16 protein-coding genes are annotated in these 15,436 nt (G+C 75.3%); 15 read left to right on the top strand and 1 reads right to left on the bottom strand.

Features of this window, described 5'->3' with window-relative positions:
* Window positions 1-2: 2 nt before the first annotated feature.
* From ACQ452_RS09195 to ACQ452_RS09125, 15 genes are read left to right on the top strand one after another with little or no spacing between them, the layout of a single operon-like run.
* Window positions 3-1,541, top strand: a complete 1,539-nt coding sequence (locus tag ACQ452_RS09195; protein ID WP_433392211.1) for an amino acid adenylation domain-containing protein — start codon at window positions 3-5, stop codon at window positions 1,539-1,541.
* Window positions 1,538-1,813, top strand: coding sequence for an acyl carrier protein (locus tag ACQ452_RS09190; RefSeq protein WP_433392209.1), 276 nt, complete (start codon window positions 1,538-1,540; stop codon window positions 1,811-1,813). Before ACQ452_RS09195 ends, ACQ452_RS09190 begins: the two co-directional genes overlap by 4 nt.
* Window positions 1,810-3,300, top strand: coding sequence for a class I adenylate-forming enzyme family protein (locus ACQ452_RS09185; RefSeq protein ID WP_433392207.1), 1,491 nt, complete (start codon window positions 1,810-1,812; stop codon window positions 3,298-3,300). The genes ACQ452_RS09190 and ACQ452_RS09185 overlap by 4 nt, the downstream gene beginning before the upstream one ends.
* A complete protein-coding gene (locus tag ACQ452_RS09180; RefSeq protein ID WP_433392204.1) occupies window positions 3,297-4,556 on the top strand; it encodes a type III PLP-dependent enzyme in 1,260 nt (419 codons plus the stop codon). Before ACQ452_RS09185 ends, ACQ452_RS09180 begins: the two co-directional genes overlap by 4 nt.
* A 39-nt stretch (window positions 4,557-4,595) precedes the next feature.
* Entirely contained in the window at window positions 4,596-4,868 is a 273-nt protein-coding gene (locus tag ACQ452_RS09175) for an acyl carrier protein (RefSeq protein WP_433392201.1), read from the top strand.
* Complete coding sequence (locus ACQ452_RS09170) at window positions 4,865-6,049, top strand: acyl-CoA dehydrogenase family protein (RefSeq protein ID WP_433392199.1); 1,185 nt, start codon at window positions 4,865-4,867, stop codon at window positions 6,047-6,049. Before ACQ452_RS09175 ends, ACQ452_RS09170 begins: the two co-directional genes overlap by 4 nt.
* Window positions 6,039-6,722, top strand: a complete 684-nt coding sequence (locus tag ACQ452_RS09165; RefSeq protein ID WP_433392196.1) for a 4'-phosphopantetheinyl transferase family protein — start codon at window positions 6,039-6,041, stop codon at window positions 6,720-6,722. The genes ACQ452_RS09170 and ACQ452_RS09165 overlap by 11 nt, the downstream gene beginning before the upstream one ends.
* Window positions 6,719-8,056, top strand: coding sequence for a TrpB-like pyridoxal phosphate-dependent enzyme (locus ACQ452_RS09160; RefSeq protein WP_433392195.1), 1,338 nt, complete (start codon window positions 6,719-6,721; stop codon window positions 8,054-8,056). The genes ACQ452_RS09165 and ACQ452_RS09160 overlap by 4 nt, the downstream gene beginning before the upstream one ends.
* Before the next feature lie 34 nt (window positions 8,057-8,090).
* On the top strand, window positions 8,091-8,654 hold the full coding sequence (locus ACQ452_RS09155) for a flavin reductase family protein (RefSeq protein ID WP_433392193.1): 564 nt from the start codon (window positions 8,091-8,093) through the stop codon (window positions 8,652-8,654).
* Window positions 8,655-8,657: 3 nt separating this feature from the next.
* Complete coding sequence (locus ACQ452_RS09150) at window positions 8,658-9,527, top strand: enoyl-CoA hydratase-related protein (protein ID WP_433392190.1); 870 nt, start codon at window positions 8,658-8,660, stop codon at window positions 9,525-9,527.
* 41 nt (window positions 9,528-9,568) lie between these two features.
* A complete protein-coding gene (locus ACQ452_RS09145) occupies window positions 9,569-10,639 on the top strand; it encodes a DMT family transporter (protein ID WP_433392187.1) in 1,071 nt (356 codons plus the stop codon).
* Window positions 10,636-11,403: a ParB N-terminal domain-containing protein gene (locus ACQ452_RS09140; protein ID WP_433392185.1), complete on the top strand. Its 768-nt coding sequence runs from the start codon at window positions 10,636-10,638 to the stop codon at window positions 11,401-11,403. Before ACQ452_RS09145 ends, ACQ452_RS09140 begins: the two co-directional genes overlap by 4 nt.
* A 52-nt stretch (window positions 11,404-11,455) precedes the next feature.
* Window positions 11,456-12,457: a LuxR C-terminal-related transcriptional regulator gene (locus tag ACQ452_RS09135; RefSeq protein ID WP_433392182.1), complete on the top strand. Its 1,002-nt coding sequence runs from the start codon at window positions 11,456-11,458 to the stop codon at window positions 12,455-12,457.
* A gap of 24 nt (window positions 12,458-12,481) precedes the next feature.
* Complete coding sequence (locus ACQ452_RS09130) at window positions 12,482-13,534, top strand: saccharopine dehydrogenase (RefSeq protein ID WP_433392180.1); 1,053 nt, start codon at window positions 12,482-12,484, stop codon at window positions 13,532-13,534.
* Window positions 13,527-14,696 (top strand): saccharopine dehydrogenase family protein, encoded by a 1,170-nt coding sequence (locus ACQ452_RS09125; protein ID WP_433392178.1) that lies wholly within the window; start codon window positions 13,527-13,529, stop codon window positions 14,694-14,696. Before ACQ452_RS09130 ends, ACQ452_RS09125 begins: the two co-directional genes overlap by 8 nt.
* On the opposite strand, the gene ACQ452_RS09120 is transcribed toward ACQ452_RS09125, so the two are convergent.
* Window positions 14,693-15,241, bottom strand: a complete 549-nt coding sequence (locus ACQ452_RS09120; RefSeq protein WP_433392175.1) for a hypothetical protein — start codon at window positions 15,239-15,241, stop codon at window positions 14,693-14,695. The two genes, ACQ452_RS09125 and ACQ452_RS09120, sit on opposite strands and share 4 nt — an antisense overlap.
* Window positions 15,242-15,436: the final 195 nt, after the last annotated feature.

The following is a 15,436-nucleotide window of genomic DNA, read 5'->3' as shown; positions in this document are numbered from 1 at the left end:
CCATGATGCTGATCAATGACGCCGTGGCGGCCGCGGCCCGCGCCCACCCCGACGTGCCGGCCCTGGTCGACGAAGCCGGAGCCGCCCTCACCTACCGGGACCTGGACCGGGCGGTCGCGGGGCTGACCGCGATGCTCCGCGAGCACACGAACCTGGGCGGCCGGGTGGCGGTGACGACGAGGAAGACCCCGGCCACCATCGTGGCGATGCTGGCCGTGCTGAGCGCCGGCCGTTGTCACGTGCCGGTCGATCCGGGGGCACCGCGTGAGCGGCGGGACTTCATCCTCGAACAGGCCGCCTGCGAGCTGCTCCTCGCCGACTGCCGCACCGACGACGTCGCGGGCGTCACCCTGCCGGTGCACGACCTGCCGAGCGCGGTACGCCGGGCGCTGTCGACCCACACCCCGGCCGGCGAGCCGGTGCGGGTGTGCCCCGACGACGAGGCGTACGTGCTCTACACCTCCGGGTCCACGGGCACGCCGAAGGGTGTGGTGATCACCCACCGCAACGCCTCGGCGTTCGTCCGCTGGGCGTCGGTCGCCTTCCCGCTGGGTCCCGGCGACCAGGTGGCGGTGCACGCCCCGCTGCACTTCGACCTGCCCGTCTACGACGTCTACGTCGGGCTCGCCGCCGGCGCGACGCTGCATCCGGTGCCGGAACGCACCGCCCTGTTCCCGCAGGCCCTGTACCGGTTCCTCCACGAGCGCGCGATCACCCACCTGTACGCGGTGCCCTCCGCGCTGACCGCGCTGCTGCACCGCTCGGCCCTGCGCGCCGAGGGGCTGCCGGCGCTGCGCCAGCTCCTGTACGCCGGCGAGGAGTTCCGGGCCGAGCCGCTGGCCGCCCTCATGCGCGCCGTGCCGCAGGCCAGAGTCAGCAACCTGTACGGCCCGATCGAGACCAACGTGGTCACCCGCTGGACGCTGACGGGGCCACCGCCGGACGGCACCCGCGTGCCGCTGGGACACCCGATCGACGGCGTCGTCCTGGCGTTACTGCACGACGGCGAGGCCCGTGAGCGCGGCGCGGCCGAGGGCGAGATCGTCGTCGCGGGTGACTGCGTCACCCCCGGCTACCTGGCCCGGCCGGACCTCACCGAACGCACCAAGATCGAGCTGACCACGGAGACCGGCCGGCGCCGCTTCTACCGCACCGGCGACTTCGCCCGCCGCGACGAGGACGGGGTCCTGCACCTGCTCGGCCGCCGCGACGGCCTGGTGAAGACCCGCGGTTACCGCGTCGAGATCGGCGAGATCGAGGCGGCCATCGCCGCCCAGCCGGGGGTCGCCGAGGTGGCGGTCGTCGCCGAGCCCGACCCGGAGCTGACCAACCGGCTGCACGCGCTTGTCGTACCGGCCCGGGAGGCGCCCGACGACGACCTCGCCGGTCAGGTCGTGGCGGAATGCCGGCGGCGGCTGCCGCACTACATGGTGCCGGGGACGGTCCACCTGGTGCCGACCCTGCCGTACACCAGCACCGGCAAGGTCGCCCGCGCCCGACTGCTCGACCTGGTCGGCACGGCGGCGGGAGGCCGGCGGTGAGCGCCACCGGGGACCGCGTCGTGGCGGCGGTCGCGGACGTGCTCGGCGTGCCGGCCGCCGAGGTGCGGACGGCGGCGACCCTGTTCGACCTGCCGGGCTTCGACTCGATCGCCGTGGTGGGCGTGCTCGAACGGCTGGAGTCCGACCTCGGCGTCGAGGTGCCGCCCGAGCGGATCGTGCCGGAGGCGTTCGCCACCGTCGACGACGTGGCCCGGCTGGTCGACGACGCGACCGCCCTCGTGCCTGGCCGACCGATGGGAGACCCCCGATGAACCCCACCCTGCTGCACGACCTGCTCGACGACCGGGCCGCCCGCACGCCGGAGGCCGCCGCCCTGCACCGGCACGACCGGGCCTGGTCGTACCGGGACGTCGCCGAGCGCTCGTCCGCCGCGGCGGGCTGGCTGCACGACCTCGGCGTACGCCGGGGCGACCGGGTGGTGCTGCTGGCGCGCAACGACGCCGAAGTGGCTCCGCTGATCTTCGGCATCTCCCGGCTCGGGGCGGTCTTCGTGCTGCTCAGCGACCAGCTCCGCCCCTTCCACCTGGAGCACATCCTGGCCGACTGCGCGCCCCGCGTGGTGCTCGGTTCCGCCGCCGCCCTGCAGCGGGCCCGGCCCCTGGTCCAGGCCACCCTGCGCCGGTTCGACGAGGTGCCGTCGACGGGGGCGGCCCCCGGCACAGCCGCGCCGTGCCTCTCCGTCGACCCGGTGTGCCTGATCTACACCTCCGGCAGCACCGCCCTGCCCAAGGCGGTGGTCTCCACGCACCGCCAGGTGCTGTTCGCCGTCGACGCGATCGGGCAGCGGCTCGGCTACCGGTCGGACGACGTCGTCTTCTGCTGCCTGCCGCTCTCCTTCGACTACGGCCTCTACCAGCTCTTCCTCGCCACCGCGGCGGGCGCCCGGCTGGCCCTCGGCGACGACGACGACGCGGGACCGGCACTGCTGCGCCGGCTGGCCGCCACCGGGGCCACCGTCGTGCCGCTGGTGCCCAGCCTCGCGGCGGTGCTGTGCCGGCTGCTGGACCGGGCCGGGCACGCCCCGCCCGCCCTGCGGATGGTGACCAACACCGGTGCGGAGCTGACGACGTCGACCGCCGCCCGGCTGCGGGCCCACCTGCCGGCGCTGGACGTGGTGGCGATGTTCGGGCTGACCGAGTGCAAACGGATCTCGATCGCCGAACCGAACCTCGACCTGCGCAGGCCCGGCTCGGTGGGCCGGCCGCTGCCCGACACCGAGGCGTACGTGGTCGACGACGAGGGCCGGCCCGTGCCGCCCGGGACAATCGGCGAGCTGGTGGTGCGCGGCGCGCACGTGATGGCGGGCTACTGGAACCGGCCGGAGCTGACCGCGCAGCGGTTCCGCCGCGACGCGCTCGGGCAGCCGGTCCTGCACACCGGCGACCGGTGCCGGGCCGACGCCGACGGCTACCTCTACTTCGTCGGCCGCGACGACGACGTCTACAAGCAGCGGGGCTTCCGGGTCAGCACCACCGAGATCGAGGCCGCCGCGATGGACGTGCCCGGTGTCGAGTTCGCGGCCGCCCTGCCACCGGACGACCGACACGGCGCCCGTCTCGCGGTGCGCGGCGACATCACGGCGGACCGGCTCGTGAAGGAACTGCTGGACCGGATCGAGGAGCAGAAGATCCCCGCCGAGTGCCGGGTGCTGGAGACGCTCCCGCTCGGCGTCAACGGCAAGATCGACCGCCGGGCGCTGGCCGCCGGGTGGGACGACACGGACGGAGCCGCCCGATGAACCTCGACAAGCTGGCCGAACGGTACGGCACGCCCACGTACGTGTACGACCTGGCGGCGGTCCGCGCCGCGTACGCCGACCTGCGCGCGGCCCTGCCGGAGCCGACCCTGCTCTACTACTCGCTCAAGGCCAACCCGCATCCCACCCTGGTCGCCGAGCTGGCCGCCCTCGGCTGCCGGGCCGAGGTCTCGTCCACCGGCGAGGTCGACGCGGCACTGGCCGCCGGCGTCGACCCGGCCGCCGTCCTGCTCACCGGGCCGGGCAAGACCACGGCCACCGTCTCGCACGCGCTGCGCCGGGGCGTCCGCCGGTTCTCCGTGGACTCCCCCACCGACCTGGCGCGGGTGGGCGCGGCGGCGGCCGGGCACGGGACACGCGCCGAGTGCCTGCTGCGCGTCAACGCCGACGAGCCGGTGGCCGGCATGGGGTTGGCGATGACGGGCACGGCCTCCCAGTTCGGCGCCGACGCCTCCTGGGTGCTGCGCCGCCCCGGGGACTTCCGGGGCACCGCCGAGGCCCCGGTCACCGGGCTGCACCTCTACATGGGCAGCAACCTCACCGACGAGGCGACGCTGCTGCGCCAGTTCGAGGTGGCGGTGGCGATCGCCGTACGGCTCCGGGACGTCCTGGGCGACCTCACCGAGATCGACCTCGGCGGCGGCTTCGGCACCCCGTACGCCCGCGCGGGTGTGAGGCCCACCCTTCCCGGCCTCGCCGGCCCCCTGGCCCGGCTGCTCGACGACCGGCTGCCCGACTGGCGGCGGGGCGGGCCACGGATCTCCTTCGAGTCGGGCCGCTACCTGGTCGGCGACTGCGGCACCCTGCTCTGCCGGGTCGTGGACGTCAAGAGTTCCAAGGGGCAGCTCTTCACCGTCCTCGACACCGGCGTACACCATCTCGGCGGGATGGCGGGCCTGCGCCGGTTGCCGCCCATCCTGCCCTCCGTACGCCCGGCCGGGGGGCACGACGACGCGCCGGCCGAGATCGTCACGACCGGTCTGGTGGGTCCCCTGTGCACCCCGCTGGACACCTTCAGCCGCACCGCCGAGCTGCCGGCGCCCCGACCCGGGGCCCTGCTCACCGTCCCCAACGTCGGCGCGTACGGGCTGACCGCCAGCCTGTTGGCGTTCCTCGGCCACCCGGCCCCCGCCGAGGTGGTCGTCGACGGCGACACCCCGGTCAGCGCCTCCCGGTTGTGCCTGGACCGGGTCGACCTCCCCGTCGACCAGCCCGCCACCGTGCCGTCCGGCCGGTAGCGGCGCCCCCTCCATCCCCTCGCCGAAAGGAAACCCACCATGCCCTCAACCGCTCTCGACCCGACCTTCGAGGCCGTCCTGCGTCGGCACCTCAGGCACCTCGACGCCGGCAGCCCGATCCCGCCGGACGTCGCGCTCAAGGACCTCGGCCTGGATTCGATGCAGGCGGTGGAGCTGGTCTTCGATCTGGAGGACGAGCTGGACGTGGCGCTGCCGGACGAGGCCATGACGGCGGAGACGTTCGCCACGGCCGGCCGGCTGTGGCAGGCGGTCGACGCGGCCCGGACGCAGGTGACGGCGGCCGGGTCGTGACCGCCACCCTGCCCCGGCCGGCCGCCGACGAGGGCCTACGTGACCGGGTGGCGGCGGTCCTGCCGGTGATCCGGGACGAGGCCGCGACGATCGACGACCGGGCGGTGTTTCCCGCCGCCGGCCTGGCCGCCCTGCGGCGCAGCGGGCTGATGGGCCTGCTGGTGCCCACCAGCCACGGCGGGCTCGGCGGCGACCTGAGCGACCTGGTCGACGTCGCGGTGGCGCTGGCCGGGGAGTGCATGTCCACCGCGATGATCTGGGCGATGCACGGCCAGCAGGTCGCCGCGCTGGTCGCCCACGGCAGCGAGCGGCTGCGCGCGGAGCTGTTGCCGCGCATCGCCCGCGGCGAGGTCTACGTGGCGTCGGTGACCAGCGAGAAGGGCAAGGGTGGGCACCTGCTCACCGCGCAGGCCGCGCTGCGCCGCCACGACGGCGTGCTGCACCTGGAGCGCGACGCCCCGATCGTCACCGGCGGCGAGCACGCCGACGGCTTCCTCATCACCATGCGGGACGCCCCGGACGCCCCGCCCGACGCGGTCTCCGCCGTGTACGCCGACCGCGCGCAGTTGGAGCTGAGCGCCAGCGGCTCGTGGAACCCGCTGGGCATGCGCGGCACCCACAGCGGGGCCCTGCGGATCAGTGGCCGGGTCGGCGGGCACCAGCTGGTCGGCGCGCCCGGGCAGTTCCGGGCGGTGGCGGTGCGGACGTTCGCCCCGGCCGGGCACGTGGCCTGGGCGGCGTGCTGGCTCGGCGCCGCCCGGGGCGCGCTGCGCGACGTCCTCGCCCTGCTGCGCTCACCGGCCGGGCGCCGCCAGTTCGACCTGGGCTCCGAGCTGCTGCGGGCCCGCCTGGCCCGGGTGCGGATGGAGCTGGACAGCATGGCGGCGCTGCTCGCCCAGTGCCTGCGGGACCTGGCCGGCGACACCGACCCGGAGGCGGTGCCGGTGCAACTGCGCCTCAACGCGCTGAAGGTCTTCACCGCGGAGCGCAGCTTCGCCGCCGTCGACCTGCTCGTCGAGCTGGTCGGGCTGCGGCACGGTTACCTGCGCGACGCGCCGCTCGCCCTGGAGCGACGCTTCCGCGACCTCCGCTCGGCCAGCCTGAACTATGCCAACGATCGGCTACTGTTCGCCAACGGCACCCTGGCCCTGCTCGACCGGGGGGTCAGCCTTGCCTGGTGACACGCGCGGGGCCGGGCTGCCGATGATCACCGTGCCGACCGGCGGGGGTCGGCCCGACGTGCTGGTCTGCGTGCGCCGGGCGGAGCCGCCGGACGCCGGCGTAGCGGCCGTGCTCAGCGCCGCCGAGCGGCGCCGGCACCGGTCGATGGCGCCCGCGCGGGCCGCCGAGTTCGCCCGCGGACGCACGCTGGTGCGGTGCCTCGTCGGCGCCGCGCTGGGCCTGCCCCCGCAGCGGGTCCCGCTGCGCCGCCGGCCCGGCGGCGCGCTGGCTCTGGCCGGTACGCCGGGCGGGGTGTCCCTGTCGCACAGCCGGCGGCACACGGCGGCGGCGTACTGGCCGGCGGGGCGGGTCGGCGTGGACGTGGAGGAGCCGCCCCGCCGGCTCGACCCGGCGCTGGTGCGCCGCTGCTGCGGGGAGCGGTCGGCGCTCGTCGAACGGCAGCCCGCCCCGCGCCGGGCCGCCCTGTTCGCCCGGGTGTGGACGGTGCAGGAGGCCTGCGTCAAGGCCACGGGCGTCGGCCTCGCCGGGGCGCCGTGGCGCATCCCGGTGGATCCCGCCGCCGCCAGCGGCCGGTGGGAGGACCTGCGCTGGTACGCGCTCGACAACGTGACACCCGTTGGCCTGGCCGTCGCCGTGCAGGCGCCGGCCCCCAGCCCGGAGGAGGGCCCATGAGCATCCCGACCGCCTGGTACAACATCCTCGCCGACCTGGACTTCACGCTGCCGCCCGACGTTCCGGCGGAGGGTGCCGCCGGTTCGGGCCTCAACCCGCAGGTGCCGTTGAGCCTGGCCCGGCAGGAGCACTCCACCCGGCCCTGGTTGCCGATCCCGCAGGAGGTCCGCGACCGGTACGCGCAGTGGCGGCCGACGCCGCTGCGCCGGGCCACCGCCCTGGAGCGGGCCCTGGGCACCGGTGCCCGGATCTACTTCAAGTACGAGGGCGGCAACCTCACCGGCAGCCACAAGCTGAACACCGCCATCGCCCAGGCGTACTACTACCGGGCGGCCGGTGCGACCCGGCTGGCCGTCGCCACGGGGGCCGGGCAGTGGGGCACCGCCGTGGCCGCCGCCTGCCAGATGTTCGGCCTGGACTGCCACATCTTCATGGTGCGGTCCAGCCTGGAGGGCAAGCCGCACCGGCGCACGCTGATGGAGCTGCTGGGCGCGAGCGTGAGCGCCAGCCCCAGCGACCTCACCGAGACGGGTCGCCGCTACCTGGCCGAGGGCGAGCGTGGCGGCACCCTGTCCATCGCGCTCGCCGAGGCGGTGGAGGAGACCCGGGACCCGGGTACGCGCTTCTGCGCCGGCAGCGGCGAGACGTACTCGCTGCTGCACCAGACCGTCATCGGCCTGGAGGCCGAGGAGCAGCTGGCCGGCCTCGGCGAGCGGCCCGACGTGGTGATCGCCGGGTTGGGCGCCGGGAGCAACTTCGGTGGGATCGCGTTTCCGTTCCTGCGGGGCCGGCTGACCGGCGACGACCGGGTCCGCTGCCTGTCGGTGGAGCCGGCGGCCTGCCCGAAGCTGACCCGCGGCCGGTACGCGTACGACTACACCGACAGCTCGGAGCAGACGCCCCTGCAGAAGATGTACACCCTCGGCTACCGGTTCGCCCCGCCGGCGATGCACGCGGGCGGCCTGCGCTACCACGCCACGGCGAAGATCATCAGCGCGCTCTACGACCGTGGCCTGATCGAGGCGGAGGCGTACCAGCAGCGGGAGATCTTCTCCTCGGCGGCCCTCTTCGCACGCTGCGAGGGCATCGTGCCGGCACCGGAGAGCGCCCACGCGGTGCACGGCGCGGTGGTGGAGGCCGCCCGCGCCGACGCGCGGGGCGACCGCCCGACGATCCTCTTCTCGCTCAGCGGCCACGGCATGTTCGACATGGCGGCCTACCGGTCCTGGCTGGACGGTGGCATGGACGACGAGGTGGTCCCCGACGAGGCGATCGCCCGGTCGCTGGCCCAGCTACCCCGGCAACCGCGATGGGACACCGTTCCCGTCGCGTGACACCGCCCCGAGAATCCACGGAAGGAGAACCCCCATGGTGCAGCTCCAGGCCGTCGAGGGACGGCCCGACCAGCCGCCGCCGGCACGGAACGCGCCCGAACTCGGCACGCCCCCCGGGGCCGAGGAGTTCCGGCAGTTCATGAGCAACTGGCCGACCGGCGTCAGCGTCGTCACCAGCCGGCACGGGCGGACCCCGGTCGGCTGCACGGTCAACGCGATGATGTCCGTGTCGCTGTCGCCCCCGCTGCTGGTCATCTCGCTGGGCCGCGACAGCGGCACGCTCGCGGCGATCCGGAGCACCGGCGCGTTCGCGCTCAACGTCCTCTGCACCGACCAGCGGGAACTGTGCCGGCGCTTCGCCCGTGGCGCGCAGTCCGAACGGTTCCGGGGCGTGCCCGTGCAGTACCACCGGGGCCTGCCGGTCCTCTCCGACGCCCTCGCGGCGACGCTGTGCACGGTCCGCGAGACGGCCGACTGCGGCGACCACGTCCTGGTCGTCGGGATGCCGGGGTGGCAGCGGTCGCGGCCCGACATCGGCCCGCCGCTGGTCTTCCACCGGCACCACCTGCTCGGCCTGGCCGACCCGGGCGAGGGCTGAGCGGTGGGGTCGCCGCCGGTCACCGCCGTCGACGCGTTCCGGCTCGACGTGGACACCGGGTCGGGGGTGGCCGTCGTCGAGATGACCGGCACCGGCACCGGCAACGCGATGGGCGCCACGGTGTGGCGCCGGCTGCCCGAACTGGTCGCCGAACTGGAGGACGACGAGCGGATCAGGGCCGTGGTGCTGCGGGGTGCCGGCGACCGTTTCACGGTCGGGCTGGACCTGCGCTGGTACCTGACCCACTACCGGCGGCTGGTGCGGCACGGCACGGGTCACCCGGAGGTCCGGGAACGGCTGCTCGCCGAGGCCGCCGCGATGCAGCGGGCCCTCGACGCGGTCGCCGCCAGCCGGCTGCCGTTCCTGGCCGCCGTGCACGGCGGGTGCGTCGGGGCTGGCCTGGACCTCGCCGCCGCCTGCGACATCCGGTTCGCCAGCGCCGACGCGTTCTTCTCCCTGCGCGAGGTCACGATCGGGGTGGTCGCCGACCTGGGCTCGCTGCAACGGCTGCCCCGGCTGATCGGTGCGGGGCCGACCCGGGAGATGGCGCTGACCGGCCGCGACGTGCCCGCCGGGGAGGCCGCCGGGCTCGGCCTCGTCAGCCGGGTCCTGGACACCCCGCGGGAGTTGTTCGCGCACGCGCGCGCCGTGGCCGAGGGCATCGCGCGGCACCCGGTCCGGGTGGTCGCCGGGATCAAGGACGTCCTGGCGCAGACCCAGGATCTGCCGCTGGCGGCGGGACTGCGCTACACCGCCGTGTGGAACGCCGCGTTCCTGCCCGCCCCCGACCTGCCGGATCTGCTGGCCGACGCGCTACGCGCACCGGTGGCGGGCGATCAGGCCCGCCCGGCCGGCCGTCGACCAGGTGCGTGAGTCCGGGACATGGATTAGCGTTGCCCACGGAGGGAAGTCGCATGACCACTCATCGTCCGGGCCCGGTTCTCGGTGGTTACGGCGCCGGAACGGCGGCCGGGCTGATCTGGGGCCTCGCCTTCCTCATCCCGGTGCTGCTGCACGGGTGGGGAGCGGTGACGGTGACGGCTGGGCGCTACCTCGCGTACGGCGCGCTCTCCCTGGTCCTGTTCGCCCTCGGCGGCGCCGCCCTGCGGCGCATCGCCCGGGTGCACTGGCGCCCCGCCGTGCTGTTCGCCGTCACCGGCAACGTCGGCTACTACCTGCTGCTCGTGCTCGGCATCGAGCTCGCGGGCGCGCCGGTCACCAACATCGTCATCGGCTGCATCCCGGTGAGCATGGCGGTGGTCGGCAACCTGCTGCGTCCCAGCTACCCGTGGCGCCGGCTGGCCCTGCCGATCGTCCTGGTGACGGTGGGCATGCTGGTGGTCAACGTCCTGGAGTTGACCGGCTCCGCCCCGACGCACACCGGCTCGCTCACCACCAAGGCCCTCGGGCTGCTGGCCGCCCTCGCGGCGGTGGTCCTCTGGACCTGGTACGGGCTGGCCAACGCGACCTTCCTGGCGGAGCATCCCGAGCTGCCGCTCGCCGGCTGGTCGACGGTGGTCGGGCTGGCGACGGGCGCGGTCACCCTGGCGGCGCTGCCCCTCGCGGCGGCGACGCACCAGCTCGACGGGCCGGCCGGCTCCGGCAGCCTGCCGGCCCTGGTCGTCGCGTCGCTCGTGCTGGGGATCCTGGTCTCGTGGGGCGCCACCGCCCTGTGGAACGTCGCCTCCGCCCGGTTGACCCCGACCGCCGCCGGGATGCTGATCAATTTCGAGACCCTCGCCGGGTTCGCCTACATATACGCCGCGCTCGCCGACTGGCCGCCGGTCGGCCAGTTGCTCGGCTTCGCTCTCATCCTCGCCGGTGTCGTCCTCATCGTCCGGCTGCCCACCGCCACCCCCACCGCGCCGCCCTCCGGCGACCAGCCGCACCCTCCCCTCACGCTGGCCGCCCCGCCCGCCGCCGTACCGCCGCCCGGATCGGAGCGATCCGATCGTGCGGTGACCGGAAAGGACTCCCGCCCATGACCGCCGCGACCGTCGCCGATCCGGTCCTGCGCCGCCTCCTGCCCGTCCCCCTCTCCGACCTCGTCCTCCACGAGGACGTCGAACCCGCCCGGCTGCGAGACGTCGTCGCCGGTCTGCGCTCCGCCGGCGTGCAGCGCAACCCGATCCTCGTCACCCCGTTCGGGGGCCGTTGGCTGGTCATCGACGGCGCCCACCGCACCAGCGCGCTGCGCCACCTCGGCGCGACCCACGCCCTGGTCCAGTCGTTCGCCCCCCGCGAATACCAGCTCGACGCCTGGCACCACCTGCTCGACGGGACGCTCAGCGGCGTGCTGCGCGGCGGGACCACCTCGCGCTGCCCGGCCTGCGGCGGGGGTGCCGGCACCTGCCTCGCGACCGTGCTCACGGGCGGGGCGGTGCGCCACCTGTGGTGCCCCACCACCGAGGTCACCGCGGCGGCCCGGCTGATGGCGGGCCTGGTGCGCCGGTACGCGCACGGCGCGGGCCTGCGCCGGGTGCCGGCCCGGGATCCGGGCGGCGGGGTGGGGAAGGTCCGCGTCGCGTGGCGCCCGTGGAGCGTCGACCGGCTCCGGCAGGTGGTCAGCGCCGGCTCCGTGCTGCCGACCGGGGTGACCCGCTTCATCGTGCCGGGCCGGGTGCTCAACGTGGGCCTGCCGCTGTCGCTGCTCACCGCCCCCGGGCCGGACGGCGCCGAGGGCATCGGCGCCCACCTCACGCGTCGGCGCTACCGCTACTACGCCGAACCGGTCTTCCTCGCCGAGTAGGAACGCTCGGCGTCCCGCCCCTCCACCGCCAGCTTGAAACGGGGAGCCGTCAATGTGGGACCTCCTGGGTCTCGATCATCGAGATGAATCGATCTATCGCCACCACGTCGTCCACCCCGACTCGACCCTGTCGCAGACCGCCACCGCCACCGGACTGCCACCGGACTTCATCACCGCGAGCCTCGACCGGCTCCTGTCCTGCGGGCTCCTGCGCCGCGAGGCGTCGGGGCAGATCGCGGCAACCCCCACCGGGCCGACGATCGTGGGCGAACGGCTCCGGGGGGAGCTGGACGCCCAGCACGCCCGCCGGCGCAGCCAGCTCGCCCTGTTCCAGAGTGAGATGACGCGCATGGTCAACGACCACCTGCTGAGCACGGCGTACGCCCCGGTGCCGCAGGTGGACCGGCTGCCCAGCGCCGACGCCGCCGACCTGCGGATCACCGAGCTGGTCTGCAACGCCCGCGCCGAGGTCCACCAGGTCGACACGGAGACCGACCCGATCCGGGCCGGTGGCGGCTCCGCCGCGCACGCGGCGCTCAAGGCCCACCAGCGCGGCGTCGAGGTGCGCGCCATCTATCCCCCCGCCGACCTCGCCCGGCCCGAGCTGCGGCGCACCGCCGCCAGCCAACTGCGCGCCGGCATCCAGGTCCGCACCACGGTCACCACCGGGACCCAGTTCTTCCTGGTCGACCGGTCGGTCGCCATCCTCAGCGGGCGTCGGGCCGGCACACCGACCCAGGCCGTCCTGGTCCGGGAGGGGCTGCTGGTGGAGATGTTGTCCCTGCTCTTCGACCTGTGGTGGCGCGAGTCGGGCGACGCGACGAGCTCGTACACCGGTGACCAGCACGGGCCGGCCGGCGAGGGCGAGATCAGCGAGGACGAGCGCATGGTGCTGCAACTGCTCGGCGAGGGACTGAAGGACGAGACCCTCGCCAAGAAGCTCGGCATCTCCGTACGCACCGTCCGGCGCAAGATATCCGACCTGCAACGCCGGCTACCCGCGGAGAGCCGGTTCCAGGCCGGTGTCCTGGCCAACCGGCGCGGCTGGCTGTGACCGAGCGGGACAGAGGAGGACGCGATGCACGGCAGACCGCACATCTGGCTCCGGCAGGAGGCCCGGCCGGACGAGCGTCGAGCACCGCTCGTACCGGACGACGCGCGGCGACTCGTCGCCACCGGTGCGACGGTGACCGTCGAGGACTCCCCCACCAGGGTGTTCCCGCTCGCCGACTACGTGGCCGCCGGTTGCCGGCCCGCCGAACCCGGCGCCTGGGTGGACGCCGCGCGCGACACCTGGGTCCTGGGCCTCAAGGAGCTGCCGGCACGGCCGGAGGCGCTGGTGCACCGGCACGTCCTCTTCGGCCACGCGTACAAGGGGCAGCGCGGCGCGGGGGTGCTGCTGCGCCGCTTCCGCGCGGGCGGCGGTGAGCTCTACGACCTGGAGCAGCTCACCGACGACACCGGTCGCCGGCTGGCGGCCTTCGGCTACTGGGCCGGCTACGTCGGGGCCGCGCTCGGGGTGCTGCGCCGCGCCGGCGAACTCGACTCCCCCCTGGGCCACACCGACGAGACCGAACTGCTCCGGCGGCTGCGCCGGTGCGACCCGCCCGGGCGGGCGCTGGTCGTCGGTGCCGACGGCCGGGCGGGTCGCGGGGCGCTCGCGGCGCTCGAGGCGGCCGGGGCCGCCGTCACCCGCTGGGACGTCGCCGAGACCCGCGACCTGGACCGGCCCGCCCTGCGCCGCCACCACCTGCTGGTCAACACGGTGCTCAGCACCGTGCCCGGTCCACAGTTGCTGACCACCGTCGACCTCGACCGACCGGACCGGCTGCTGGACACCGTCGTCGACGTCAGCTGCGACGTCGACTCCCCCTGCAACGTGTTGCCGATCTACGACCGCTGCACGACCTGGTCGCAGCCGGCGCGCCGGCTGCACGCGGGGCCCCCGCCACTCGACCTGATCGCCATCGACAACCTCCCCTCGCTGGTGCCCGCCGAGGCGAGCCGTTCCTTCTCGGCCGACCTGCTCCCGCTCCTGGTCGAGCTCCGGCCCGACCACCCGGCCTGGCGGCGCTGCCGGCAGGCCTTCCACGACGCCCTCGCCCGCACGAAGGAGACGACCCGTGCCTGACCCGATCCCCGCCAGCGGCACCGTGCACTGGCTCGGCGCCGGCCTCTCCACCGGCAGTGGTCTGGCCCTGCTCGCCGACCGCGCCGAGCGGGTGCTGTCGTGGGCCCGTACCCCCGAGCGGGCCACCGCCCGGCTGGCGCGGCTCGGCCTCGCCGACCGCGTACCGGTGCGGCCGCTCACCCCGGACGCCCTCGACGCGGCGGTCGGGCCGGGGGACGTCGTGGTGTCCATGCTGCCGGCCGGCAGACACCCGGAGCTCGTGCGGCTCTGCCGTCGTCGCGACGCCCACTTCGCCTGCTCCAGCTACGTCTCCCCGGAGATCGAGGCGGCGGCGGCCGGCGCCCGCACGGTGGTGCTGACGGAGGCGGGCCTGGATCCGGGCATCGACCACCTGCTGGCCCACGTCCTGGTGGCGCAGGGCCGCGAAGCCGTCAGCGGGCCGGCGGTCGCCCACTTCACCTCGTACTGCGGCGGCCTGCCCGCCGTGCCCAACAGCTTCCGGTACCGCTTCAGTTGGGCACCCGCCGGTGTGCTCACCGCACTGCTCAGCCCCGCCCGCCACCTCACCGACGGGCTCGTCCGGACCGCGCCCCGACCGTGGGAGGAGACCCGGGCGCAGCGGCTCGGCGCGGAGACCTTCGAGGTGTACCCGAACCGCGACAGCCTGCCCTTCCTCGACCAGTACCACTTCCCCCCGCAGTGGCGCACCGAGACCTTCGTCCGCGGCACGGCGCGGCTGCCCGGCTGGCACGACGCCTGGCAGCCGGTGTTCGCGGAGCTGCTCGGCGGCGACCGGGACCGGATCGGGGCCCTCGCCCAGGACCTGGCCGACCGCCACCCGATGACCGACGACGACCGGGACCGGGTCGTGCTGTCGGTGGAGCTGAGCCTGACCGGCCGCGACGGTCGCACCTGGCACGGTGGGCGCCTGCTCGACCTGGTCGGCACCGAACGCGAGAGCGCCATGGCCCGGTGCGTGTCGCTGCCGTTGGCGATCGGCGTGACCGACATCCTGGACGGACGCCTCGAGCCCGGCCTGCGTCGCGCGGCCGAGAACGCCCACGACGCGCGACGCTGGCTGCGGGCCCTGGAGGGGTACGGCGTCCGCTGCGTGCCGACAGACCGCCAGCCGGCCGGGTGCTCGGGCCCCGCTCAGGACTAGCCGGCGGGTGCCTCGGGCGGTGGCAGCGGCAGCTCGACGGCGGCCACCGCCCCGCCCGGCACCGCTGAGTGCGCCGGCGGCAGCCTCTCCGCCCGCGGCACGCGACTGTGCAGCCGGCCCCGGCCGGTCGGGTCCGGCCGCCCGCTCACCTCGCAGGTCACCATCCGGATCGGTGCGGGCGGCGCGGTCATCCGGCCGGCACCCCAGCGCAACCAGAGCGCGGCCCGCCCCGCGTCGGCTTCGGCGAGCAACTTCTCCCAGGTGCGGCGGCGCGTACCGTGATCGACCTCGACGACGACCGGCGGGCCGTCGGGGCGGGCGCAGGCCACGTCGAGCACCGACTGCTGCGCGGACATCGGTGGCGGCAGCGGCAGCACGCTGGGTGCCCGCCGGTAGACCCGCCAGCCCCGCTCCCGGGCCCAGTCGACGACCTCGCCGATCAGTCGGGCGGTCACCTGGTCGGTGGTCAGGTCGGTGAAGGTGACCGCGTCGAGCCTGCCGGCCAGCGACGCCGCCAGCAGCTCCCCGTCCGCGTCGACCGCCACCGCCGCAGGGTAACCGCGTGACCGGCCGTTCCCGCCGCCGGGGCGGCCCGGCAGTAGACGCCGCCGGGGCGGCCCGGCACGCGGCACCGCCGGGGCGGCCCGGCAGGCGGCGGGAACGGCCGGTCGCGCACCGGCGGACCCGCGAGCCGTGCGTGCCGAGGCGCGCACCGCATCGACGGGGATCCCGGTCGGCCC

It is taken from the genome of Micromonospora sp. KLBMP9576 (assembly GCF_050941805.1).
GTDB lineage: Bacteria > Actinomycetota > Actinomycetes > Mycobacteriales > Micromonosporaceae > Micromonospora.
The sequence above is the reverse complement of the archived record's forward strand: the minus strand, read 5'-3'. Positions and strand labels throughout refer to the sequence as shown.